Annotated in this window: 21 protein-coding genes; 15 read left to right on the top strand and 6 right to left on the bottom strand. The window is 64.7% G+C overall.

What is annotated here, in order from left to right:
- Window position 1 precedes the first annotated feature (1 nt).
- Genes rsfS through rng form a run of 4 tightly spaced genes read left to right on the top strand, consistent with a single transcriptional unit; the run spans window position 2 to window position 3,322 of the window.
- Entirely contained in the window at window positions 2-709 is a 708-nt protein-coding gene (gene rsfS / locus EYF70_RS03200; protein ID WP_131144108.1) for a ribosome silencing factor, read from the top strand.
- 8 nt (window positions 710-717) lie between these two features.
- Window positions 718-1,188 (top strand): 23S rRNA (pseudouridine(1915)-N(3))-methyltransferase RlmH, encoded by a 471-nt coding sequence (gene rlmH, locus EYF70_RS03195; protein WP_131144107.1) that lies wholly within the window; start codon window positions 718-720, stop codon window positions 1,186-1,188.
- Window positions 1,189-1,241: 53 nt separating this feature from the next.
- On the top strand, window positions 1,242-1,862 hold the full coding sequence (locus tag EYF70_RS03190) for a Maf family protein (protein ID WP_131144106.1): 621 nt from the start codon (window positions 1,242-1,244) through the stop codon (window positions 1,860-1,862).
- Window positions 1,859-3,322 (top strand): ribonuclease G, encoded by a 1,464-nt coding sequence (rng, locus tag EYF70_RS03185; RefSeq protein ID WP_131144105.1) that lies wholly within the window; start codon window positions 1,859-1,861, stop codon window positions 3,320-3,322. Before EYF70_RS03190 ends, rng begins: the two co-directional genes overlap by 4 nt.
- 46 nt (window positions 3,323-3,368) lie before the next feature.
- Here rng and EYF70_RS03180 read toward each other — a convergent pair whose 3' ends face one another.
- Both EYF70_RS03180 and EYF70_RS03175 read right to left on the bottom strand, forming a co-directional pair.
- Entirely contained in the window at window positions 3,369-3,947 is a 579-nt protein-coding gene (locus EYF70_RS03180) for a hypothetical protein (protein ID WP_131144104.1), read from the bottom strand.
- Between the two features lie 215 nt (window positions 3,948-4,162).
- The gene (locus EYF70_RS03175; protein ID WP_131144103.1) at window positions 4,163-4,696 is read right to left on the bottom strand and encodes an FxDxF family PEP-CTERM protein; all 534 of its coding nucleotides are present in this window, start codon (window positions 4,694-4,696) and stop codon (window positions 4,163-4,165) included.
- Between the two features lie 343 nt (window positions 4,697-5,039).
- Here EYF70_RS03175 and EYF70_RS03170 point away from each other — a divergent pair, with 343 nt between their 5' ends.
- Window positions 5,040-6,077, top strand: coding sequence for a tetratricopeptide repeat protein (locus EYF70_RS03170; RefSeq protein ID WP_131144102.1), 1,038 nt, complete (start codon window positions 5,040-5,042; stop codon window positions 6,075-6,077).
- Between the two features lie 49 nt (window positions 6,078-6,126).
- Here the strand turns inward: EYF70_RS03170 and waaF are convergent, their stop codons facing one another.
- Both waaF and EYF70_RS03160 read right to left on the bottom strand, forming a co-directional pair.
- A complete protein-coding gene (gene waaF / locus EYF70_RS03165; protein ID WP_229420684.1) occupies window positions 6,127-7,179 on the bottom strand; it encodes a lipopolysaccharide heptosyltransferase II in 1,053 nt (350 codons plus the stop codon).
- The gene (locus EYF70_RS03160; RefSeq protein ID WP_131144101.1) at window positions 7,179-8,453 is read right to left on the bottom strand and encodes an O-antigen ligase family protein; all 1,275 of its coding nucleotides are present in this window, start codon (window positions 8,451-8,453) and stop codon (window positions 7,179-7,181) included. The genes waaF and EYF70_RS03160 overlap by 1 nt, the downstream gene beginning before the upstream one ends.
- 28 nt (window positions 8,454-8,481) lie before the next feature.
- Here EYF70_RS03160 and EYF70_RS03155 point away from each other — a divergent pair, with 28 nt between their 5' ends.
- The 3 genes from EYF70_RS03155 to EYF70_RS03145 all read left to right on the top strand — a co-directional run bounded on the left by EYF70_RS03155 (window position 8,482) and on the right by EYF70_RS03145 (window position 11,017).
- On the top strand, window positions 8,482-9,324 hold the full coding sequence (locus tag EYF70_RS03155) for a glycosyltransferase family 2 protein (protein WP_131144100.1): 843 nt from the start codon (window positions 8,482-8,484) through the stop codon (window positions 9,322-9,324).
- 163 nt (window positions 9,325-9,487) lie between these two features.
- A complete protein-coding gene (locus tag EYF70_RS03150) occupies window positions 9,488-9,718 on the top strand; it encodes a DUF6139 family protein (RefSeq protein WP_130187740.1) in 231 nt (76 codons plus the stop codon).
- A 261-nt stretch (window positions 9,719-9,979) separates the two neighbouring features.
- Window positions 9,980-11,017, top strand: a complete 1,038-nt coding sequence (locus EYF70_RS03145) for a glycosyltransferase family 4 protein (protein ID WP_131144099.1) — start codon at window positions 9,980-9,982, stop codon at window positions 11,015-11,017.
- 182 nt (window positions 11,018-11,199) lie between these two features.
- On the opposite strand, the gene dnaE is transcribed toward EYF70_RS03145, so the two are convergent.
- Window positions 11,200-14,784, bottom strand: coding sequence for a DNA polymerase III subunit alpha (dnaE, locus tag EYF70_RS03140; RefSeq protein ID WP_131144098.1), 3,585 nt, complete (start codon window positions 14,782-14,784; stop codon window positions 11,200-11,202).
- A 247-nt stretch (window positions 14,785-15,031) separates the two neighbouring features.
- Between dnaE and EYF70_RS03135 the strand changes: the two genes are divergently transcribed.
- Window positions 15,032-15,607 carry a PEP-CTERM sorting domain-containing protein gene (locus EYF70_RS03135; protein ID WP_131144097.1) on the top strand — a complete coding sequence of 192 codons (576 nt, stop codon included), beginning with the start codon at window positions 15,032-15,034 and terminating at the stop codon, window positions 15,605-15,607.
- A gap of 82 nt (window positions 15,608-15,689) precedes the next feature.
- Here EYF70_RS03135 and EYF70_RS03130 read toward each other — a convergent pair whose 3' ends face one another.
- Window positions 15,690-16,643, bottom strand: coding sequence for an IS1595 family transposase (locus tag EYF70_RS03130; protein WP_229420683.1), 954 nt, complete (start codon window positions 16,641-16,643; stop codon window positions 15,690-15,692).
- Window positions 16,644-17,126: 483 nt separating this feature from the next.
- Here EYF70_RS03130 and EYF70_RS03125 point away from each other — a divergent pair, with 483 nt between their 5' ends.
- The 6 genes from EYF70_RS03125 to EYF70_RS03100 all read left to right on the top strand — a co-directional run bounded on the left by EYF70_RS03125 (window position 17,127) and on the right by EYF70_RS03100 (window position 22,918).
- On the top strand, window positions 17,127-17,744 hold the full coding sequence (locus EYF70_RS03125) for a hypothetical protein (protein WP_131144096.1): 618 nt from the start codon (window positions 17,127-17,129) through the stop codon (window positions 17,742-17,744).
- Window positions 17,745-17,876: 132 nt separating this feature from the next.
- Entirely contained in the window at window positions 17,877-18,791 is a 915-nt protein-coding gene (locus EYF70_RS03120; protein ID WP_131144095.1) for a sulfurtransferase, read from the top strand.
- A 346-nt stretch (window positions 18,792-19,137) separates the two neighbouring features.
- A complete protein-coding gene (locus EYF70_RS03115) occupies window positions 19,138-20,748 on the top strand; it encodes a TgpA N-terminal domain-containing protein (RefSeq protein WP_131144094.1) in 1,611 nt (536 codons plus the stop codon).
- A 13-nt stretch (window positions 20,749-20,761) separates the two neighbouring features.
- Entirely contained in the window at window positions 20,762-21,178 is a 417-nt protein-coding gene (locus tag EYF70_RS03110; protein ID WP_165497567.1) for a GtrA family protein, read from the top strand.
- Window position 21,179: 1 nt separating this feature from the next.
- Complete coding sequence (locus tag EYF70_RS03105) at window positions 21,180-22,031, top strand: glycosyltransferase family 2 protein (protein WP_131144092.1); 852 nt, start codon at window positions 21,180-21,182, stop codon at window positions 22,029-22,031.
- The gene (locus EYF70_RS03100) at window positions 22,028-22,918 is read left to right on the top strand and encodes a lysylphosphatidylglycerol synthase domain-containing protein (protein ID WP_131144091.1); all 891 of its coding nucleotides are present in this window, start codon (window positions 22,028-22,030) and stop codon (window positions 22,916-22,918) included. Before EYF70_RS03105 ends, EYF70_RS03100 begins: the two co-directional genes overlap by 4 nt.

The following is a 22,918-nucleotide window of genomic DNA, read 5'->3' as shown; positions in this document are numbered from 1 at the left end:
AATGGATATCAAAAAACTGCAAGCCCTCGTCGTCGACGCCCTGGAAGACGTCAAGGGCCAGGACATCGTCCTGTTCGACACCACCGGCCTGACCAGCCTGTTCGACCGCATCTGCATCGCCTCCGGTACCTCGAACCGCCAGACCCGCGCGCTGGCCGCTTCGGTGCGTGACAAGGTGAAGGAAGCCGGCGGCGACGTCATCGGCGTGGAAGGCGAGGACACCGGCGAATGGGTGCTGGTGGACCTGGGCGACATGATCGTCCACATCATGCAGGCACCGATCCGCGCCTACTACCGCCTCGAGGAAATCTGGGGCGAGAAGCCGGTGAAGCTGGGCGCCGCCAAGCGCAAGACTTCCGCCGAAGGCAAGGCTGCCGAAGCGCTCGACGCCGCGCCGAAGAAGAAGGCCGGCCACCTGGCCGCCAACAAGGTTGCCAAGGAAGCGGAACCGGTCATCGAGAAGAAAGCCCCGGCCCGCAAGCCCGGCACCGTGAAGGCCGCCGCCGCCGCGGGCGCCGTGGCGAAGAAGGCCGCCGCGAAGAAAGCCGCGCCGAAGGTCGAAGTTCCAGAAGGCAAGAAGGTCAAGGTCGCCGCGCCGAAGGCCGCTGTCGCTTCGGCGAAGGCCGCCAAGGAAGCCAAGGCCAAGGAACCGGCCGCGCCGGCCAAGACCGTCATCAAGCGGATCAAGAAGCCGGCCGCGGAAGAGTGACCTGACCCATGCAGCTGATCATCGCTGCCGTCGGGCACAAGATGCCCGCCTGGATCGAAACCGGCTTTGCCGAATATGTGAAACGCATGCCGCCCGAGTTGCGCATCGTGCTGAAGGAAATCAAGCCCGTCGAGCGCTCCGGCAGCAAGACCGCCGCCACCGCGATGGCGCTCGAGCGCGAGCGTATCGAGGCGGCGCTGCCGAAATCGGTGCGCATCATCGCGCTCGACGAACGCGGCAAGGATCTCACCAGCGTGGGCCTGTCGCAGCAGCTCGAGCTGTGGCAGCAAGATGGCCGCGACACGGCTTTCCTGATCGGCGGCGCCGACGGCCTCGATCCCGGCCTGAAGGCCAGGGCCGAAGGGTTGATCCGCATTTCCAGCATGACGCTGCCGCATGGCGTGGTGCGGGTGATGCTGGCCGAACAGCTCTACCGTGCGTGGACCATTACCCAGAACCATCCCTATCATCGGGTGTGATCCCGGCCCGTGCCGGGGCTCCGCCCAGTGACAAGACGACGATAACAACAACGATGAAACCGGTCGAACGAAAAATCTACCTGGCGTCGAAAAGCCCGCGCCGCCGCGAACTGCTGCGCCAGATCGGCGTCGATTTCGAGTTGCTGCTGCTGCGCAGCGATGGCCCGCGCGGAGCGGACGTGACGGAGGAAGTGCTGCCGGACGAGCCGGCCGACGTCTACGTGCGCCGCGTGGCCAACGAGAAGGCCGACGTCGCGTTCGACCTGTCGCGCCGCCGCCACCTGCGGCCGCGCCCCGTGCTGACGGCCGATACCACGGTGGCCGTCGACGGTGTCATCCTCGGCAAGCCGGCCGGCAAGGACGAGGCGCAGGCGATGCTGCAGCGCCTGTCCGGCCGCACGCACGACGTGCTGACCACCGTGGCGGTGCGCACCCACGATTTCGCGGACAGCTTCACGCAGGTGTCGCAAGTGCGTTTCGCGCAGCTGAAGCCGGCCGACATCGCGGCCTACTGCGCCACCACGGAACCATACGACAAGGCCGGCGGCTACGGCATCCAGGGCCTGGCGGCGATGTTCATCGAGCATATCGAAGGCAGCCATTCCGGCATCATGGGCCTGCCGCTGTTCGAGACGGCGGACCTGCTGCGCCGTGCCGGCCTGAGACTGCCATGAGCGAAGACATCCTCATCAACATCACGCCGCAGGAAACCCGCGTGGCCCTGGTGCTGCAGGGCGCCGTCCAGGAATTGCACATCGAGCGCACGCTCACGCGCGGCCTGGCCGGCAACGTCTATTCGGGCAAGGTAGTGCGCGTGCTGCCCGGCATGCAGTCGGCATTCATCGACATCGGCCTGGAGCGCGCCGCCTTCCTCCACGTGGCGGACATCTGGGAGGCGCGCCCGCACGACGGCACCAACGCCACGCCGACGCCGATCGAAAAGCTGCTGTTCGATGGCCAGGTGCTGACGGTGCAGGTGATCAAGGATCCGATCGGCACCAAGGGCGCACGCCTGTCGACGCAGATCTCGATCGCCGGCCGCATGCTGGTGTACCTGCCGCAGGATTCGCATATCGGCATCTCGCAGAAGATCGAGAAGGAAAGCGAGCGCGAAGCGCTGCGCACGCGCATGCAGGGCCTGTTGCCGAAGGAAGAAAAAGGCGGCTACATCGTGCGCACGCAGGCCGAGGATGCCAGCGACGGCGACCTGGCCGCCGATATCGACTACCTGCGCAAGACCTGGGCCGCGATCACGCACGGCGCGCGCACGCGGCCACCGACTTCCCTGCTGCACCAGGATCTTTCGCTGGCCCAGCGCGTGCTGCGCGACTTCGTGCACGATGAAACGGCCACCATCCAGGTCGACTCGCGCGAGAACTTCGTCAGCCTCACCGAATTCGGCAAGACCTACACGCCCAGCGTGCTGCCGCGCATGCACCATTACACGGGCGAGCGCCCGCTGTTCGACCTGTATGGCGTGGAAGAGGAAATCCAGCGCGCCCTGGGCCGGCGCGTGGACCTGAAATCGGGCGGCTACCTGATCGTCGACCAGACCGAGGCCATGACCACGATCGACGTCAACACGGGCGGCTACGTGGGCGGACGCAATTTCGCCGACACGATCTTCAAGACCAACCTGGAAGCGGCGCATGCCATCGCGCGCCAGCTGCGGCTGCGCAACCTGGGCGGCATCATCATCCTCGATTTCATCGACATGGAAAACGCCGAGCACCGCGGCAACGTGCTGGCCGAACTGAAGAAGGCCCTGGCGCGCGACCGCACCAAGGTGTCCGTCAGCGGCTTCTCTGCCCTGGGTCTCGTCGAAATGACGCGCAAGCGCACCCGCGAGTCGCTGGCCCACATCCTGTGCGAACCCTGCCCCGCCTGCGGCGGCAAGGGTCAGGTGAAAACCTCGCGCACCATCTGCTACGAGATCCTGCGCGAACTGCTGCGCGAAGCCAAGCAGTTCAACCCGCGCGAATTCCGCATCCTCGCCTCGCAGGAAGTGGTCGACCTGTTCCTGGAAGAAGAATCGCAGCATCTCGCCATGCTGGGCGATTTCATCGGCAAGAAGATTTCGCTGCAGGTGGAGACGTCGTACCACCAGGAGCAGTACGACGTGATCTTGATGTAACCGGTTTCGCGGTGGGAGCGCCTGTGCCGGCAATACAGCGGCCAGGTCAGCTCTTGCCGCTGAAAAAAGTATACCGGTGACCGAGCCTGCGGCCGAATTCGGCGATGAACTCTTCCGACAGAGGCCACCAGTTCCAGAATTCAAAGGCCAGCATCACGAAGCCGCCGTCCGGACGGGCCCACTGCCAGATCGGACTGGCCTGGCTGCAATGCGCACAGCCGATCAGGCCGGCCTCCTCTTCCCGCATATACCAGGGACCGCCGACGTTCCAGTAATCACCCATGGACGACACCGTGCCGCAGCGCGGGCAGGTGATCGAGTCTTCGCATCCTTGATCGTTCATGACCAGGCCGCGAGTGGCCACGACCCGCAAGCCATTGGGCGACAAGCTCTCGAACTGCTCCCGGAAGTAGTCGAACTTTTCCGGCTCGACATCCGTGCAGGCTTTCGTGAAGCCGGGTCCCGCCGGGTAGCACTCGCCTTCAGCGCCATTGCACCGGTCGCAGTGCCGGTTTTCGATGATGCGCTCGTCGACCAGCCAGGCGACGATGGCGTCCGCCAGAGCGCGGGCCTGTTCTTCGCTGGCGACTTCGTGGTCGATGAACGCCTGGTTATAGTCGCCCATTGCAACGCTCCGTCGTGGAAAAGCAAATCTTACCGATATACCAATGGCGGCCGGTAGTCGACAGCGGATGCGGGACAAGGGCAGCACCACCGATGGAAGCTCCGCGCGCGTTCTTCGGCGGCCCGATGGCGGTGCGGCGCGCGGTGGCGGGACTGCCCTTGCCGGCTTGCTGTCTTGCTGTTGCAGAGTTCTCTTGCCGACCCCTGCTGTCTTTGTTACTTCGCCAGCGAACGGCGGCGTGCCGCAACGCTCAGCAGGGCCATGCCGCCCAGCAGCATGCCGTAGGTGGCCGGTTCCGGTACCGCCGAGACGGACACCAGGCCGCTGTAGGCACCCGCTGCCTGCGATACCACCGAACCCGTCACCGCCACATAGTAGCCGGCGCCGGAGGCCAGGTTGGACAGGTCCAGGCTCCACTCATCGTACTTGCCGGTTTCGATCTGCGTGCCGGCGCGGACCAGCGAGCCATCGTTGGCGAACAGGCTGAAGCCCGTGATGTCCAGGCCGACACGGGCATTGCCCGCGCTCGAGTACAGGTTGGCCGTGAACGAAGACAGGCCGGCCACGTCGAACGCATACGTGTCGGTGAAGGTGTCGCCCGAGTGGTTGCCGGTGATCAGGCGGCTGAAGGCACCCGCGCCATCGATGATGTCGACGCTGCCGGCAGGCAGGCTGATATCCGCTGCTTGCGCGCCCATTGCCGCACAGGCCAGCGCCAGCGAGGCCGCGATATTCTTCATGTTCGTCATGTTTGCTCCTAAATTGAAATTGATGAGGCCGCCGAAGTGCTGACAAAGTAGCAAATAGTGTCTGTTCGAAAACAGGGGCTGGAGCGGGTTTTACAAATTGTCACTTTTGCCGCAGGTACAAATCCGCGTTGCAAAGAACCAGCGAAATGCCCGTGTAAACAGGTACTTGCACGCATCAGGTGAAAATAGCTCTTGATGATGTAGGATCAGTCCTACTTCAAGACGCGGTCCGGTGACACGTCGCCGATTGGCGACGCTAGCGGCGTGACAGTTGAGCAGCGGGCAGGAAGACATATCGGGACTGCTATCATGCAAGCCTCATCCACCACGCCCTTTCCAAGACATGCCCCTGGAATTCGAAGCCATCGATGCCGAATCGGGCGAATTCGGCTACACGGAAGACAGATACGGCCCACTGCTGGGCCAGTTCAACACCATCCTCGACGGCCATGAAACCGGCCAGCTGAGCGATACGGAATACCTGGCGGCGCTGCAGCAGTTGCTGGCCCAGGCACCGGATTTCATCGATGCCCACACGCAGATCGCCTTTTACTGGTACCGGCAGGGCAAGCCGGAAAAGGCGCTCGACGCCGCACAGGCGGGCCTGGCCATCGCCAACCGGCAAATCCCGCCAAGCTTTGCCGGCCGTATCGCGTGGCACAACGTCGACAATCGCGCCTACCTGCGCATGATGCATGTCGCGGTGCTGGCCCACGTGCGCCTGTGCCGCCACCGGGATGCCACGGCGCTGATCGAGCAGATGCTGCTGCGCAACCCCAGCGACAACCAGGGCGTGCGTTACCTGCTGGGTTCCGAGGCGCTGCGCATCGAGCCGCAGGCCGGCACCGTGCAGGAGCACGACCGCGTGATCGGGGTGCTCGCGGAACATGCCGAGACTTATCCGCCCTACTGGTACGAGCTGGCGCTTGCCCACCTGCAGCAAGGCCGGTGGGCCGCCGCCGCCACGGCCTTGCGGCGCGGTTTCGTCACCAATCCCTACATCGCGGAAATCCTTGGCGGCAATCCCGATCCCAAACCGCACGTGGCCTGGCATCCCGACGACACCACGCTGCCGGACGCGGCACGCGCGTACATCGATGCCTATGGAGCCATGTGGCAGGCGGACACCAGCCATCGGCCGTTCATGCACTGGCTGTTCAACCATCCGGAAGTGATGATCGAGCGCGCCTCGGTCATGGCCTGCCGCGAAGCGCTGCTGTGGGAGACCGATCCCGATAAACGGGGCGACCTCCTGGCCCGCGTGGAAGAGCTGACTGCCCGCATCGACGACAGCCTGTCCGCCGCCATCGTGGTGCAGCGGGAAACGGTGGGCCGGCGCCTGGTCTGGCCCTGGGAACTGCCACTGGCGCTGGTGGAGTAAGCCGCGCCTCAGGCGCTTCGGTGCAGGCGTTTCATCGCCGTTGCTCCGCTCAAGCCGAGGTGGCTGCCGGCAGCATCGGCTGCAGGGTCCGCCAGACGGTGCCGGCGTCGAGCTTGCGCATGCAGTCGTGGTGGCCCAGCGGGCACTCGCGCTGGCGGCACGGGGAACACTCGAGGCGCAGCGACAGTGCCGCCGCCACCGTCGAGAACGGCGGCGCGTGATCCGGATCGGTGGGGCCGTAGATCGCCACCACCGGGCGGTCCAGGCTGGACGCCACGTGCAGCAGGCCGGAATCGTTGCTGACCACGGCGTCGCTGTGGCCGATCAGCGCCACGGCTTCGGCCAGGCTGGTCTGGCCGGCGACATTCAGCACGGCGGACGCGGCCGGCGTGCCGGCCACGGTGGCAATGATCTCGTCGCACACGGGGCGGTCCTTGGGCGAGCCCAGCAGCGCTATCTGCGCGCCCGGCACCCGCTCCACGACGAACTGCGCCAGCGCCGCGAAATGGCCCGGCGGCCAGCGCTTGGCCGACCCGAACTCCGCGCCCGGGGCAAACACCACCAGCGCCCGCTCCGGCGCCAGGCCGGCCTTGGCGCAGGCGGCGGCCACCTGTTCCGGGGTCACCCGCAGCGCCGGTTTCGGCGCGGGCGCCAGCGGCGCCTCCGGCGGGTGGGCCAGCGCCGCATAGAACGGCACCATCGGACGGGGCGGCACGTCGTCATGGTGCATCACGTTGATCAGCCCGTAACGGCTCTCGCCCTTGTAGCCGACCCGGCGCCGGATGCCGGCCAGCCACGGAATCAGCGCATATTTGAGCGTGTTCGGCAGCACATACGCTTCGGCATAGCCGCGCTGCTTGAGCAGGCGCGCGTAGCGCCAGCGCTCGCGCAACTGCAGCGGGCCGTGGCGGAACGGCGTCTGCAGCACCTCGTCGACTTCGCGCATCTGCCGCCACACGGGGGCCACGGCGGGCGGTGCCAGCACATCGATCGGCCAGTCCGGATGCAGGGCGCGCAGCCGCTGCAGCAGCGGCTGCGCCATCACGGCGTCGCCGATCCAGTTCGGCGAGATGACCAGGATGCGTGGCAGGTTGGCGGCCATCACCGTGCTCCCTCGCGGGCATTCAGGCACAGGCCCATCACCACGAACAGCATCAGCACATAGAACATGGCGCCGCGCACGGACCAGAAGATCACCTCCGTCAGCCCAAAGCTGAAATAGCTCAGCACCAGCAGCAGCCCGGCCAGCGCCGGCGCCACCAGCGCGGGCGGCGCCGATTCATGGGCGTTCAGCAGGCGCAGGAAAAACAGGAATGGCAGCAGCAGCGTGCCGAACCAGCACGCCAGGCCCAGCACGCCGCCGAATACGAGCGCCTGCAACGCATCGTTGTGGAAATGTTCGACTTCCAGCACGAACGGCTGCAGGGTGCCGGCGGCCACCAGTTCGCCGAGTTCGGCCTTGACCTGCTCCTGGCTGCTCGGTGCCCAGGGATGGCGCGTGGCCAGCAGCACGGCACCCTTCCACAGTTCCAGGCGCACACCCACGTTGGTGAAGGCGCTGCCGCCCGTGAAATAGGTGCGCACGTCGCTGATGCCCTGCTCCACCCGTTCGCTCATGCCGGTCTGCGGCACGAAGTAGCCGCCGATCATCAGCACCGCCACCAGCGCGACGGCGCCCTTGGCGAACCTGCCGCGCAGGTAATGCCCGTATTTGAGGAACAGCAGCGCGGCGAACGCGATCGCGACCCAGCCGCCGCGCGTGCCGGTGGCCAGCATGCCGATCAGGCCCGCCACCACGCCGACGGCCGGCCAGATCCGTTGCCGGCCGCGGAAATCCAGTACGCCGGCCAGGCACATCAGGCCCATGCACAGCACGATGTCGCCGAACGTGATCGCGTTCATCAGGCCGCCCGGCCGGTCGATGTGCAGGACCCAGCGCTGGTAGCCGGCCACGCAGGCGCCGCCCACGGTACCGCCGATCAGGCCCCACCACAGGGCCATGCGGCTTGGCCGGCAAGCGAGCACGGCAATAAGCGCCGTGACGGCGAGCAGCATGCGGCTGGGCTTTTCCCAGCTGCGCAGGTAGATATCGTCGTGCAGCAGCACGGTCAGGCCGGCAAACAGGCAGGCCGCGGCGAAAGCTGTCAAAACGCCGCGGATGTCGTTAAGATGTCGCCGGAACTCCGGCAAGCCTTGCCTGTGGCACCAGATCGCCGCCAACAGGAAGCCAAAGCTGCACAGGCCCACGCCGGCATTGGTGATCAGGGTCAGGAACGGCAGGAGGAAGACCAGGCAATTGACGGTAACAGCGGCAACGGTGGAAACAGCGGCTACAGGGTTTACGTCGTCGGCTTGCCTGGCAATATTTTTATTCATCAATGTTCTTGTGGTGCGCGCCGACTTCATGCAACCAGCGTCAAAAATCTCTGTCATTGTCACAACCTACAACCGCCCGGATGCGCTGACGGCCGTGATCGAAGCCTGCTTTGCACAGGATGATCCGCATTTCGAACTCATTATCGCTGATGACGGCTCCACGAACAACACACGGGACTGCGTGGAAGCGCTGCGCCGGCGCTCACCGGTGCCGCTGCGGCACGTGTGGCAGCCGGATGAAGGTTTTCGCGCGGCGCGCGTGCGCAACCTGGGCACGCTGGCCGCCAGCGGCGACTACATCGTGTTCCTGGACGGCGACTGCATCCCGGAAAAGAACTTCGTGTCGCAGCACCGCAGGCTGGCGCGGCCCGGCTTCCTGGTATCCGGCAGCCGCGTGCTGCTGTCGGAGCGGTACACCCGCGTGCTGCTGGAAACGCACGTGAACCTGCACCGGCTCCGGGCGATCGACCGCCTGAAGCTCCGGCTGGGCGGCGATTTCAACAAGTTCCTGCAGACCGTGATGGTGTTGCCGGACGCTGGCCGCGAGCGGCGCAAGTTCAGCTGGCGCCGCATCAAGAGCTGCAACCTGGCCGTGTGGCGCAGCGACCTGGATCGGGTGAACGGCTTCGACCAGAGCTTCAAGGGCTGGGGACACGAGGATTCCGACCTGGTGGTGCGGCTGTTCAACGCCGGCGTGCACCGCAAGGATGGCGCCTTCGCCACCGAGGTGTATCACCTGTGGCACCACGAAAACCGGCGCGACCAGGAAACCTCGAACCGGGAGATCGTGCTTCGGCGGGCCGCGGACGGCACCAGGGTGGCCACCGCCGGCCTGCAGGAGCTTGCCGCGGAACTGGCCCCGCACGCCTGAGCCGGCCAGGATGGCAGGATCGGGCCCTCCCATCCGGAACTTGCGGTCGTCCGGCCCCGGAGTACAATCAGTCGGGCATCGGCGGCGTGTGCGGTACCGAACTGATCTTGCATGCTGGTACTGCCAAGCTGGCGACTGAGCAAACCACCAAGGAGGAACCGCAATGCGCCTGGATATTTACCGACGACCCGAACACGATGGCATCTTTTCGTATCTGGCAGTGCCGGAAGGAAAGCCGATCCCCCAGGAAGCAATCAATACCGACTGGGAACCGGAAGCCAAAGCGCTGGAAGTCGACGACGACGCCGACACACTGCCCGAGTTCCACATCGAACACCTGCCCGAGCAAATCGGCACCAAGGGCTACGCCATCACCGGCCTGAAGGACATGTAAGGCGGTGCATGGCATGCGGTCCGCGGCGCCCGGCCGATGCCGGGCAGCGGACAAGCTTCGGCGGGCCGCATGTTTGCCGGCTACTGTCCTGCCGGCTGCTGACCTGCCGGCTACTCCCCTGCCGGCTGCCGTGCTGCCGGCTGCTGTGCTGGCGCAACGCCGGGCTTTGTCGCGTGCCGCCGCGGCGGTCACAGGCGGTTTCAACGGGTTACAATTAACAGATTGGTAACTCCTTGATTCCCAACCGCGACAGGGCCCGCCGTGATCCATTTCTTTCCCACCTATACCAAGGACGGCACGCGTTCGCCGTTCGCCCTCGGCTTGAAGGAACTCGGCGTCGACTACCGGCTGTTCGCCGACGACGTGCGCTTCCGCTACCACTCGCGCCTCAAGCTGCTGTTCGTCGGCTGGCCGAAACTGGCCTGGTTCGCGCTGCGCGCCGGGATCCGCTCGCTGGTCACCAGCCGTACCAATCCCGAGGCGGTGGTGCTGGGTTCGGACATCGAAGTACTGATTTTCGCGCCGCTGCGCGCCCTGTTTTCGCGCCGCACGCAGATCGTGCTGCTGGGTTTCATCCTCACGCCGCGCCAGCATCCGCTGCTCAACCGGCTGCGCCTGCTCTACTTCCGCTTCGTGATGTCGTTCGTCGACAAGGTCATCTGCCACTCGAAAAAAGAGCGCGAGCGCTACAGCGAGCTGTTCGCGAACGGCCGCACCGAAGTGTTCTACATCCCGCACGGCACCCATATCTATGGCCGCGAAGAATTGCCGGAGGCGTCGAACTCGCCGTACATCCTCACCGCCGGGCGCTCCGGCCGCGACTACGGCACGCTGTTCGACGCGGTGGCCGGCCTGCCGATCGAGCTCCACGTGGTGTGCGACAACGACAAGCCGCTGGCCGGCCTGGCGATTCCCCCTAACGTCAAGGTGCTGCGCAACTGCTATGACGGCGACTATGTCGACCAGTTGAAGAACGCCCGCTTCGTGGTGGTGCCGCTGGGGGTGGCCGATATCTCGGCCGGGCAGATGGTGCTGCTGCAGGCGATGGCCTTCAACAAGGCCACCGTCATCACGCGCACGCTGACGGTGGAGGATTATGTCAGCGACGGCAACGAGGCCGTGCTGGTGCCGCAAGGCGACGCTGCCGCGATGCGCGCCGCCATCGTGCGGTTGCTGGACGATGCGCCCTACACCGCGCAGATGGCCGACCGGGCGCTCGATGCGTTCGACAACCGGTTCGACATGAAGGCTTTCGTGCGCAACCTGGTCGCCGCCGTGCGCGCCCCACGCGCAAGCTGAAAATAGGGATAGACCGCAACGCGCCAGAATGTGAAAACGCATGCATTGACCCCAACAGCGAAAGGCTGGGGTCAGACCCGCCGGGTCTGACCCCGGGGTTTGCCCTTGGGGTGGACTGGACTTGATTGCAGCATGGTCCGCCTCCGATTTTCAGTCGAGCTTTACCGTCTTCCCCACCGCGATCAGTACTCCACCGCCACCTCTTTCGCGCCCAGCACCTGTTCCAGCGCCAGCGTGAGTTCATCGGACGGCGCGACCCGCCAGTCGTCGCCCAGCTGCAGCGTGCAGTCGATGCCCTGCGGCTTGATGCGCATCTGCACCGGCAAGCCGTAGTCGTCGCGGTGCGGCGCCAGCACTTCCTGCAGTTTCGCGGGCGCCACGGCGGCCGGCAGCAGCCAGCCCATCTGGCGGCCGAACTGCAGGCGGGCCGACACGATGTCGTACACCTTCTCGGCCGAGATGCGCAGGCCGCCGGTGAAGCGGTCTTCCGACACCTTGCCGGTCACGGCGAGGAATTCGTCTTCCTTGAAGGCCTTCTTGTTGGCCTCGAAGATCTCGTTGTACACGGTCACTTCCACCACGGCGCTCTTGTCGTCCAGGCTGACGATGAGGATCTTGCCGCGCTGCGTCATCTGCGTGCGGATGCCGGTGATCACGCCGCACATCATGCGCGGCTCGCGCGACGGCTCCAGTTCCGACAGCTTGGTGCGGGCGAAGCGCCGCGCTTCCTGCGCATACGAATCGAACATGTGGCCGGACAGGTAGAAGCCCAGCGCGATCTTTTCCTCGGCCAGCTTCTGGCGGTCGGTCCACGGAGTGGCCTGCACGTATTCGGGCGGGGCGACCAGGTCGCTGTCATCGCCGCCGAACAGGCTTACCTGGTTGGCCGCCTTCAGTTCCTGCTCGGCGCATTCCATGGCGAAGCCGACCGAGGCGAACAGCACCGAACGATCGACGCCGAAGCAGTCGAACGCGCCCGAGCGGATCAGCGCCTCGATGGTACGGCGGTTGATCTGGCGCTTGTCGACCCGCTTGCAGAAGTCGAACAGGCTCTTGAACGGGCCGTCGGCTTCGCGCGCGGCGATGATCGCCTCGATCGCGTTCTGGCCGGCGCCCTTCACGCCGCCCAGGCCGTAGCGGATGTTGGTCACCTTCTTGCCGGTCACCGAACGGGGTTCGCCGTCGGGCCGGAAGCGGTATGCCGACAGGTTCACGTCCGGCGGCAGGATCGTCAGGCCGCATACCTCGATCGAATCCTCGACGAGGATCTTGACCTTCTCGGTATCGTCCATCGTCAGCGACATGTTGGCCGCCATGAACGCGGCCGTGTGGTGCTGCTTCAGGTACGCGGTGTGATACGACAGCAGCGCATAGGCGGCGGCGTGCGACTTGTTGAAACCGTAGCCGGCGAACTTCTCCATCAGGTCGAAGATCTCGTCGGCCTTCTCGGTGGTCAGCCCGCGCTCGCCGGCACCCTTGCGGAAGATCTCGCGGTGCTCGGCCATTTCCTCGGCCTTCTTCTTGCCCATCGCGCGGCGCAGCATGTCGGCGCCGCCCAGCGAATAGCCGCCGATGATCTGCGCCATCTGCATCACCTGCTCCTGGTAGACCATGATGCCGTAGGTCTCGGACAGGATGCCCTCGGTGCGCGGGTCCGGATAGTCGAACTTCTCGCCGTGCTTGCGCTTGCAGAAGTCGGGAATCAGGTCCATCGGGCCCGGACGGTACAGCGCCACCAGCGCGATGATGTCCTCGAAGCGGTCGGGGCGCGCATCCTTCAGCATGCCCTGCATGCCGCGCGACTCCAGCTGGAACACGGCCACCGTCTTGGCCTTGGTCAGCAGGTCGTAGGAACCGCGGTCGTCCAGCGGGAGCGATTCCAGGTTGAAGTCCTTGTCGGCCGGGTCCAGTTCGCGGATGTAGTTCACCGCGCGGTCGAGGATCGTCAGCGTGGTCAGGCCCAGGAAGTCGAACTTCACCAGGCCCACGGCCTCCACGTCGTCCTTGTCGTACTGCGAGACCACGCCCGAGTCGCCGGACTGCGTATACAGCGGGCAGAAATCGGTCAGCTTGCCGGGCGCGATCAGCACGCCGCCGGCGTGCATGCCGATGCCGCGGGTGATGCCTTCGACCTGCTGCGCCAGGTCCAGCAGCTGCTTCACTTCTTCCTCGTTCTCGAGGCGTTCCTTGAGCAGCGGTTCTTCCTCGATGGCCTCGGCGATCGACACCGGCTTGCCCGGCTTGAACGGGATCAGCTTCGAGATGCCGTCGCAGAAGTTGTAGCCGAAGTCCAGCACGCGGCCAACGTCGCGGATCGCGCCTTTCGCCGCCATGGTGCCGAAGGTGGCGATCTGCGACACCGCGTCGCGGCCATACAGGTCCTTCACGTGCTGGATCACCAGCTCGCGCTTTTCCTGGCAAAAGTCGATGTCGAAGTCGGGCATCGATACCCGTTCCGGGTTCAGGAAACGCTCGAACAGCAGGTTGTACTTGAGCGGATCGAGGTCGGTGATCTTCAGCGCATAGGCCACCAGCGAGCCCGCGCCCGAGCCGCGGCCCGGGCCGATCGGCACGCCGTTGTTCTTGCCCCACTGGATGAATTCCGCAACGATCAGGAAGTAGCCCGGGAACTTCATGTTGATGATCGTGTTGTTCTCGAACGCCAGCCGCTCCTCGTAGCGGGGACGCATCTTCTCGCGGTATACCGGGTCGGGGAACAGCTGCACCAGGCGCTCTTCCAGGCCCTTCTTCGTTTCGGCGACCAGGAACTCGTCGATCGTCATGCCCGGCGTGGGGAAGTTCGGCAGCTGCGGCTTGCCCAGCGTGAGCGTGACATTGCAGCGCTTGGCGATCTCCACCGAGTTCTGCAAGGCGCCCGGCAGGTCCTCGAACAGGATCGCCATTTCTTCCTGCGTCATGAAGCGCATCTGCTCGTTGAAGCGTTTCGGCCGCTTCGCGTTGGCGATCATTTCGCCTTCGGCGATACAGATACGGGCTTCATGGGCGATGAACTCATGCTCGGACATGAACTGCACCGGGTGCGTGGCCACCACCGGCAGGCGCAGCCTGGCGGCCAGCGCCACCGACTGGCGCACCTGGGCTTCCTGGTTGGGCTGCCCGGCGCGCTGGATCTCGATATAGAAATGGCCCGGGAAAATGGCCGACCATTTTTCGGCGTGCCGTTCGGCCAGCTCCAGGTTGCCGTTGTCGATCGCGCAGCCGATGTCGCCGAACTGCGCGCCGGACAGCGCGATCAGGCCATCGGCGCCGCTTTCGCCGGGCATCACGTCATATGTCTGGTCTTTCAGCGCCGCCAGCCATTCGGTGCGCAGTTCGGCGCGTCCCTTGTACTGGTTGGTCAGCCACGCCATCGACAGCAGTTCGCACAGCTGCAGGTAGCCCACGCGGTTCTTCGCCAGCAGCAGAAGGCGGCATGGCTTGTCGCGGTTGTCGTCGTTGGTGATCCAGACATCGCAGCCGATCACCGGCTTGACGCCCTTGCCGCGCGCGGCCTTGTAGAACTTGACCATGCCGAACAGGTTCGACAGGTCGGTGACGGCCAGTGCCCCCTGCCTGTCCTTGGCCGCGGCCTTCACCAGGTCGTCGATGCGGACCAGGCCATCGACGATCGAGTATTCCGAGTGCACCCGCAGGTGGACGAAATCCGGGCCGGGTGGCGGTGCGGGCTCATCGGGCTGAATGACAGGTTGAATAACGGGCTGAAGAACGGGCTCGATGACGGACAGGTCTGGGACTTCGGTACTCATGGGATCGATTGGGCGGTGAGGCTTCGTGCGGCGAAGGCGCTATTTTACCGCCGTTGAGGTACTGGCGGCCAACGCGCCTGCTCATCCAGCGCTGTCGAGAAACTTTACATTTTCCGGCCGGGTATTTGAGCCAGCTCAACGACAGCGTTGATTTTTCTCAAAATTATCGATCTGGCATCAACCTTGCTTAGCTTGGTGGCACTACGTAACTCAAGTCGCTACACATCATTTACCTTCAGGAGCCATTGTGCGAACCTTCGTAAAAAATATCCTGCTGCAAGGCGCCCTGCTCCTGGGTGTGCAGGCCGCTGCCCAGGCAGCACCGATCCTGCTGGTGTCGAACGGCGTGCTGATGGGTGCTGAAGCCGTCGAAGTAAACGGGGAACAGTATGACGTGCTGTTCTCGGACACCCGCCCGCAAGCCAGCAACCTGCTGTTCGACTCGTTCTCGGAAAGCTATGCCGCCTCCGACGCCCTCGACCGGCTGGTATTCCAGGGCGTGTACGACATGTCGCCCGCCCTCACCAACGGTTGCGGCAACCCGCTCACCTGCTCGATCGTGACGGCGTTCGATGTCGGCCGCATCCTGCTCAGCGGCACGGCATTCACCAACACGGCGACCCGCTACCTGGACGTGAGCGCCATCTACGCCACGACGGGCAATAGCGCCAGCTCGTCGAAGATCACCTATGCGAACTGGTCGGTGCACAACCGGTTGCCGGACCAGCAACAGGCCATCCCCGAGCCGTCCACGCTGCTGCTGGCCGGCGCTGGCCTGGCGGCACTGGCCTGGCGGCGCAAGGCACGCCGCGCCGTGGTTTAAGCAGGCGCTGTTCGCGTTGAGTAGCTTTGCCGTTGAGCACGAAACTTTCTTGCATGCCGAGCGCGACAAAAGAGCTGATCAGCTAGTCTGACGCCACGGCAATGTGCAACCATTGGCGCGGCGTCGTCAGCTCGGCGGCATCGAGCACGCGCTGCCAGCCGGTGTAATTGGCGAGATAGCGGCTGGCAACACCATTGAATCGCCGCAGCCAGGTCTTGAAGCGGCTATGCCATCCGTTGACACCCTGGATATGGAGTGCGCCGCGCACCCGGATGCCGGCACGCACATTGATCGCTTCGTGCGTGATGCCGGCCTGCTTCGCAAATGCCTGGTACGCCTTGGCGGCATCGGTCACCAGCAGCACATCTGGCGCCAGCACTGGTTTCAGGTGTTGCATCAGCTGGCCAGCACTGACCGGGCCGCGGCCCGTGACGAAGTCACAGGTTTGCCGGTTGCGGTCACGGGCAACGAGGATGCAGTCCAGCTCGCTGCTGATGCCGCGCCGGCTGGCCTTGCCGCCGCGTTTGCGGGGCGGGCGATCCAGGTGGCGCGAGCCCTTCTGTGATTCCAGATGGTAGGTTTCATCGGCCTCGACGATGCCAGACAGCTGCGGACGGGGCGCCCCGAGCACGGCGGCGATGAAACGGTGGCGCCATCGAAAGCTGGTCGACTTTGCCACCGCGACGCGGCTGGCCGCCGAGCGCACAGGGGTCGACTCGATCAGGCATTGAAAGTATTGCAGCCACTTGTCGCGCAGGCGCAGACGGGCGAGCGGTGTGCCGGTCAGGGCGTTAAAGCTGCGCCGGCACGCCACGCAGCGATAGCGCTGCAAGCCACTAGCCTGTCCGCAACGGTGAGACTTCTCGCGGCCGCAATGCGGACACGGCGGCTTTCCGGCGGCGTCCTCGATGAGGCGATGACACCGCCCTGGTTGTTCGGCGCAGGCAAGAAAGCCCTGCAGCAATGCGACCTGATCTTCTGAAAGCTGTTGCTGCATCAACGCTTCGATCAGTACTCGAACCTCCGCCGTGCCCATGTCGCCTCCTGATATACATGAAGTATCTCAACAGGAAGTCAGACCGTAATTCCGGCGGGAAGTTCGCTTAATTACCGCTCACAGCGCCTTTAAGCACCGCGGTCACGGCACCGCCAAGGCCCGCCGCTCCGCCGTTCCCGCGCCGGCCACGACATCACCGGAAATCAGGCACACCCGACGTGCCTGATCTCGGGCAATTCCTCCGGGCGCTCATGCGGAAAAGGGAGGGAGCACCGTGTTCTTCCGCCAGCGTCCACGCGCGCACCTGCCGTCACGTTCGACGGCACGCACCGCCACGCCCCCGATCGATCTCGCCGCCTGCGAATCCGTGGCACCGCAGGGCCAGGAAATCGCAATGTGCAACAAGTAGCAAATTTTTAACGCCACCGCATGGACGAGCGATGGCGTGCAACCATACAATCCTGGCGAGGCATTCAACATCATCCACCAATCACGTCTTTCACCCTCCAGGGCAAGCCTTTCATGCGCGTTTCCAGCAAGTTTTTCCTGTCCTCGCTTCTCGCTTCCTGCCTTGCCGCTTGTGGCGGCAGTGACAGCAGCGGGGGCTCCTCGCCCGTGCTCTCGGCAAAAGTCACGCCATATCTCGGCGAGTGGAGTGCCGCCTGCGGTGGGCGAACGGTCGAAAGAATTTCAGTCACGCAGGATCCGGCTGGCGGCGACAGGGCGCTGATGTCGACCAGGACCGATTACTACGCGAACCCGGGCTGCACGGGCGCCATCATTGCCACGAAAAGTGTGAATGTGCCCGGCATGCAGGTGGAGATCACCGGCTCCACCAATGGCGGCGTGGTGTTCAGCGAGGGCGCCGCGGCGGTACCGAGCACTTATGATGCCGTGTCCGCCACCATGCCCGCCCACCGTATTACGGTCACAGGAACGGCCGTGACGTACGCGCTGGTGCATAACCAGTGGATGTGGCACATCGATTTCGGCGGCGATTCGGGAACCCTCATTGTCGATCAGTACATCATTCCAGCCCAGCAACCCGAGAGCAGGGCGTTCATGATCAACGGCGGCAAGCTCTACATCATGTCGCCGGCAGGCAGCGTGCACACGGTGGATCGGGTCTATGCCCGATAGCCGCCCGGTCCCGAGCAAGGCAGGCGACATTCCGCGGAATTTCGCCGGTTTCCTCCGCATCGGGGAAGCGTGGAAATGCACGCCGATGGGCTTATAATGTCGGCTGTTCCGCTATTCCCACTCTGACTCCCTATGCAAGCTAGCACTCTCGGCGCCCCCGTCCAGGCCGGCGCCGTACCGTCACATGCGGCAGTAACTGCCGCCGCCCCCTTCGTCAACATCGCCGCCTACAAGTTCATCACGCTGGAGAATCTCGAGGAGCTCCGGCCGCAATACCAGGAAATCACGCAGCGCCTCGGCCTGAAGGGCACCATCCTGCTGACGCCGGAGGGCATCAACATGTTCCTGTCCGGTACCCGGGAAAACATCGACGAGTACCTGGCCTGGGTGCGCGCCGATCCACGCCTGGCCGACCTGGAAGTGAAGGAAAGCCTGTCGGCCGAGCAGTCGCACAAGCGCATGCTGGTGAAGATCAAGGCCGAGATCATTACGATGCGCATGCCGCTGATCAAGCCGGAAGAAGGCCGCGCGCCGTTCGTGGACGCGAAAACCCTGAAGCGCTGGCTGGACCAGGGCCATGACGACCAGGGCAAGCCGGTGGTGATGGTCGACACCCGCAACGATTTCGAGGTGGACGTGGGCACGTTCGACAATACCGTCGACTACCGCATCCGCAAATTCACCGAATTCCCGCAGGTGATCGAGGAACACAAGGCCGACTTCGACGGCAAGACCGTGGTCACGTTCTGCACCGGCGGCATCCGCTGCGAGAAGGCGGCGATCCACATGCAGAATATCGGCTACGACAACGTGTACCAGCTCGAAGGCGGCATCCTGAAGTATTTCGAGGAAGTGGGCGGCGCCCATTACACGGGCGACTGCTTCGTGTTCGACTACCGTACCGCGCTCAATCCCAGGCTGGAACCCACGGAAACCGTGCAATGCTTCGCCTGCCGCGCCATCGTCACTCCGCGCCAGCAACTGGCGCCGGAATATGTGTACGGCGTTTCTTGCCCACATTGCCACGGCAAGGCGCAGGACCAGTGAATGTGCCAGTGATGTGCCAGTGAATGGGCCAGTGAAGCGTGCCAGTGAAGCATGCCGGGCGCTGCGCCGGATTATGGCGTAGCGCTCGCGGCAAAATTCCTGGAACCGGAAACGGCGCGGCTTTCGATAATAGTCACGGCATATTCGCCGCCATTATCCCCTTCCAATATTCGCCTGACGATACCGCTCGTGCCGGCCCGTGGAATTACCCTTCAAGGGAATTTCTTTTTAGTTAATGGCCTCAACGAAATAACAGTTACCAGGCCTGGCAAGTCGCGGGGAGATTGTTAACTTCAAAATACTGCCGTAGAGTTTATACTTGCAGTTTTCCCAAGCTGCAAAACCGATGAAACTGGATAAACTCTGGCTTGTAGCCGCCGTGGTGCTGCTGGGCCTGGCGGCAAGCCTGCTGCGGTTCAAGACCATCCTGAGCGGCGATTCGCTCTTCATGGAACAGCTGGTGGTCGACCTGGTGCAGGATGGCGGCCGCTGGATCGACTGGAAATTCCCGGTCGCCCCCGCCTTCGTGCCGGACATGCTGCTGTATTTCGCCCTGTATCCGGCCCTGCCCGATGCGGCAACGCGCATCTTCGCCGTTTCCGTTGCCCAGGCAGCGATCCTCACCGGCACCGTGCTGTGGTTCAGCTGGCAGATCTACCCGGCGCTGAGCCGGCGTGCGGCTGCCGTGATGGTGCTGGGCATGGCATTCCTCACGCTGACAGCGGCCCGCTCGTCGATGTGGCTGTACTTCTACAGTACCAACAACCACCTGCCGGCCGTGCTGTTCGGCCTGGCGGGACTGGCCATGGCGATGCGCTACGTGGCCACCGGATCGCGCCGGGCGGCCCTGGCGATCGTGGCGATCACCATTGCCGGCTGCATTTCCACCAGCCTGTTCTACCTCACCGTGGTCATGCCCGCCTTGCTGCTGCTGGCCTGCTCGTGGCTGATGCTGCGCGGGGCTGCCATGGCCCAGGCGCGCCGCCGGGTGCTGCTGCTGGCCGGCTGCATCGTCATCGGGCTGATCGCCGCCGACCTGCTGCTGAAAGTGCTGGTGCACTACAAGCCGCTGGGCGGCATCGACAATATCGCACCCGGTCCGGCGGGCCGCGCGATGACGCTGTTCGTCGCCGCCACGCTCGCCGCCTTCGATCTGGCCAACCCGTACACGTTCAGCCTCGCCGTGCTGCTGGCCGCCTCGCTGCTGTTCGTGCTGTTCCACTTCGCACGCAGCGTCACGGCCGATGCCACCGGGCTGCGCGCCGGTTTCCAGGACAGCCCGCGCATCGCCGTCACGGGCGCCATGCTGGGCGCTTCCCTGCTGCTCACCTTGCTGGGCGCCCTGCTGGCCGGCCGCTTCGGCGACGAGTACGCCTACCGCTATTTCACCTTCCCGCTGCTGCTGGCGGCGGTGCTGGCGATCGTGCTGCTCGACCGGGGCGTGCCGCGCTTCGTCTGGGATGCCGTGCTGCTGGCGGGTGGCGCGCTGACACTGGCCGGCTGCCTGAACACCGCACGCACCGCCACGCCCATCGCCACCACCAACCCGATCGCCGATTGCCTGATGGATGTGGAACGGCAGAACTTCACGCTGCGCGGCGGCATCTCGGACTATTGGACCGGCCCGCAGGTGCGGCAGTTCATGCCGAAGAAGCTGCACATCCTCGACACCTACAACGACCTGGTACCGCACTTCTGGGTGACCACCATCGGTCCCCTGCTGCGGCCCGAGCGTTATCCGCAGATCAAGTACAATTTCGCGTTGCTGCGACCCCGTGGCGATACCTCGGGCTTCAACTACACGGCCGAGACGACCGGCAAGAACCTGCCACAGCCGAGCCGCGTGCATGTCTGCCAGACGGGCAATGAAGTGTGGCTCTACGATGGCAATGAGCTCGACGACGCGGTGCGCAAGGTCGCGGCACGCTACATGCAGGAAAAGGGCATACACCGATGAGCCGTCACGCGCGATGAACCAGTTCCTGCGTTTCCTGGTGCTGTCCGGCCTCGGCTGGCTGTGCGACTTCGCCACTTTTGCCCTGCTGTCGCAGGGCTTCGGGATGTCGCCGTTCGCGGCCAATGTCGTGTCGTCGTACGTCGGCGTCACGTTCGTCTGGTTCACCTCGCTGAAGACGGTGTTCTACCGCAGCGGGTCGCGCCAGGCGCTGGCCATGTACTGGACCTACCAGCTGGTGTCGATCATGGCTTACTCGCAACTGCTCCAGGCGGTGGCGGGCGCACTGGCCGGCATGCTGGCAACGACCGACCTGCCCGTGGCGCTGCGCAGTGCCGGCGGACTGGCCGCCAAGATCCTGGTCACCCCCCTGAACCTGATAACCAACTTCCTTTTCATGAAATTCCTGACGCGCTCGATGCGCCCGCGATGATATGGCCGACCAGCGAATCCTCGTTTTCATTCCCGCCTACCGCTGCGCCAGCCAGGTCACGCGCGTACTGGACCAGTTCGACGACAGCGTACGGCGCTGGGTCGATACCGTGATCGTCGTCGACAACCGTTCGCCGGACAATACCCTCGACGCGGCCATCGGGCACGCCCGCGCGCGGCTGCCGTCGCTGCGCTTCATCGGCTGGCGCAACGACGACAACTACGGCCTGGGCGGTTCGCACAAGGCCGCCTTCCGCTACGCCATCGAGCAGGGCTTCGATTACCTGGTGGTGCTGCATGGCGACGACCAGGCCGATATCCGCGACCTGGTGCCCGAGCTGGAACGGGGCAGCCACCGCGAAGTCGATTGCCTGATGGGCGCGCGCTTCATGCCGGGCAGCCGGCTGATCGGCTATTCCTTCGTGCGCACGCTGGGCAACCGCGTCTACAACCTGCTGTTCTCGGCGGTGGCCGGGCGCCGCATCTACGACCTGGGTTCGGGGCTGAACATGTACCGGCTCGCGGCCTTCCAGGATTTCTATTACAAGACCTTCCCTGACGACCTCACCTTCAACTACGTGATGCTGCTGGGCAGTTACCATGCGGGCCAGCGGGTGCGCTTCTTCCCGATCAGCTGGCGCGAGGAAGACCAGGTATCGAACGTGCGGCTGTTCCGCCAGGCGTTCAAGGTCCTGTCGCTGCTGGGCGGCTTCATGGTGCGCCGCGGCGCGTTCCTGCGTGAACCGCTGCGCGCCAGGCCGTTCGAGCGCTACAGCGGCCAGATCGTCTATCGGCAAGAAGGACAACAGGATCCGGCGCGGCAAGAAGTACAGCAGGACCCAGCGCGGCAATGACACGCGCGGTGCGCATCTACCTGGCGCTGCTGGCCACGCTGGTGGCCGGCTGGCTCCTGCTGCGCGCCGATGCGCTGTCGGAAGCCGTGGCCCGCACCGAGCTGGCGGTGCTGACGGCGGTGACCGCGCTGTACATGGCTTCGCACCTGTTCCGCATGCTGCGGCTGGCCCTGCTGTCGCTGGAAGAACGCGACCAGGCCTTCGAGCTGGCGGCGGCGCACGCGCTGACGGCCTTCCCCAGCAGCTTCCTGCCGTTCAAGGCGGGCGAGCTGCTGCGCCTGGCCGCGCTGGCCTTCGTATACCGCCGCAAGCGCAAGGCGCTGGCGCTGTGGGCGGCCGAACGCTTCGGCGACATCGCCGTGCTCAGCACCGTCATCCTCGGCATGTACCTGTTCGATGTGAACGTGCCCGACACCATGCGCACGGTCTTCGTGCTGTTCCTGGTGGTCGGGTTGGCCGCGCTGTTCGTGCTGTTCGCGGTGGCCAAGACCTTCGTCTACCTGAACCGCCACCTGGTGCTGGTCAGCCACAGCCGCCACGGCTTGCAGCTGCTGCGCATCAGCCACGCGGTGCGGCAGATGGAAATGGATATCTACCGCTGCCTGGATGGCCGCATCACCGCCTTCCTGCTGCTGTCCGCGCTGATCTGGCTGCTGGAGATCGGTGCCCTGGCCCTGTTCATCCGCGTCATCGATGGGATGAACAATGGTGTCGCCTCGGGCGACGAAGCGTTCGGTGCCATCTTCGCCTCCGGCCTGCTGGCCTCCCTGCCGGGCAAGGACTTGAGCGAATTCGGCCTGTACCAGTCGCTGGCGCTGGTGTTGCTGACCGTGATCTTCGCGGGTGCCGTGATCCTCGCCAGCCGCCTGAAATCGATGAAAGGCTGA

Source organism: Pseudoduganella albidiflava (assembly GCF_004322755.1).
Lineage (GTDB): Bacteria > Pseudomonadota > Gammaproteobacteria > Burkholderiales > Burkholderiaceae_D > Rugamonas > Rugamonas albidiflava.
The sequence above is the reverse complement of the archived record's forward strand: the minus strand, read 5'-3'. Positions and strand labels throughout refer to the sequence as shown.

What these genes read in the sequence shown, in the direction of transcription:
- EYF70_RS03125 (WP_131144096.1), top strand. Translation starts at nt 17,127, where the DNA reads ATGCGCGTTTCCAGCAAGTTTTTCCTGTCCTCGCTTCTCGCTTCCTGC.
- EYF70_RS03175 (WP_131144103.1), bottom strand. Translation starts at nt 4,696, where the DNA reads ATGACGAACATGAAGAATATCGCGGCCTCGCTGGCGCTGGCCTGTGCG.
- dnaE (WP_131144098.1), bottom strand. Translation starts at nt 14,784, where the DNA reads ATGAGTACCGAAGTCCCAGACCTGTCCGTCATCGAGCCCGTTCTTCAG.
- EYF70_RS03150 (WP_130187740.1), top strand. Translation starts at nt 9,488, where the DNA reads ATGCGCCTGGATATTTACCGACGACCCGAACACGATGGCATCTTTTCG.
- waaF (WP_229420684.1), bottom strand. Translation starts at nt 7,179, where the DNA reads ATGGCCGCCAACCTGCCACGCATCCTGGTCATCTCGCCGAACTGGATC.
- EYF70_RS03170 (WP_131144102.1), top strand. Translation starts at nt 5,040, where the DNA reads ATGCCCCTGGAATTCGAAGCCATCGATGCCGAATCGGGCGAATTCGGC.
- EYF70_RS03105 (WP_131144092.1), top strand. Translation starts at nt 21,180, where the DNA reads ATGGCCGACCAGCGAATCCTCGTTTTCATTCCCGCCTACCGCTGCGCC.
- rng (WP_131144105.1), top strand. Translation starts at nt 1,859, where the DNA reads ATGAGCGAAGACATCCTCATCAACATCACGCCGCAGGAAACCCGCGTG.
- EYF70_RS03130 (WP_229420683.1), bottom strand. Translation starts at nt 16,643, where the DNA reads ATGGGCACGGCGGAGGTTCGAGTACTGATCGAAGCGTTGATGCAGCAA.
- EYF70_RS03115 (WP_131144094.1), top strand. Translation starts at nt 19,138, where the DNA reads ATGAAACTGGATAAACTCTGGCTTGTAGCCGCCGTGGTGCTGCTGGGC.
- EYF70_RS03100 (WP_131144091.1), top strand. Translation starts at nt 22,028, where the DNA reads ATGACACGCGCGGTGCGCATCTACCTGGCGCTGCTGGCCACGCTGGTG.
- EYF70_RS03190 (WP_131144106.1), top strand. Translation starts at nt 1,242, where the DNA reads ATGAAACCGGTCGAACGAAAAATCTACCTGGCGTCGAAAAGCCCGCGC.
- EYF70_RS03180 (WP_131144104.1), bottom strand. Translation starts at nt 3,947, where the DNA reads ATGGGCGACTATAACCAGGCGTTCATCGACCACGAAGTCGCCAGCGAA.
- rsfS (WP_131144108.1), top strand. Translation starts at nt 2, where the DNA reads ATGGATATCAAAAAACTGCAAGCCCTCGTCGTCGACGCCCTGGAAGAC.
- EYF70_RS03120 (WP_131144095.1), top strand. Translation starts at nt 17,877, where the DNA reads ATGCAAGCTAGCACTCTCGGCGCCCCCGTCCAGGCCGGCGCCGTACCG.
- rlmH (WP_131144107.1), top strand. Translation starts at nt 718, where the DNA reads ATGCAGCTGATCATCGCTGCCGTCGGGCACAAGATGCCCGCCTGGATC.
- EYF70_RS03110 (WP_165497567.1), top strand. Translation starts at nt 20,762, where the DNA reads ATGAACCAGTTCCTGCGTTTCCTGGTGCTGTCCGGCCTCGGCTGGCTG.
- EYF70_RS03160 (WP_131144101.1), bottom strand. Translation starts at nt 8,453, where the DNA reads ATGAATAAAAATATTGCCAGGCAAGCCGACGACGTAAACCCTGTAGCC.
- EYF70_RS03155 (WP_131144100.1), top strand. Translation starts at nt 8,482, where the DNA reads ATGCAACCAGCGTCAAAAATCTCTGTCATTGTCACAACCTACAACCGC.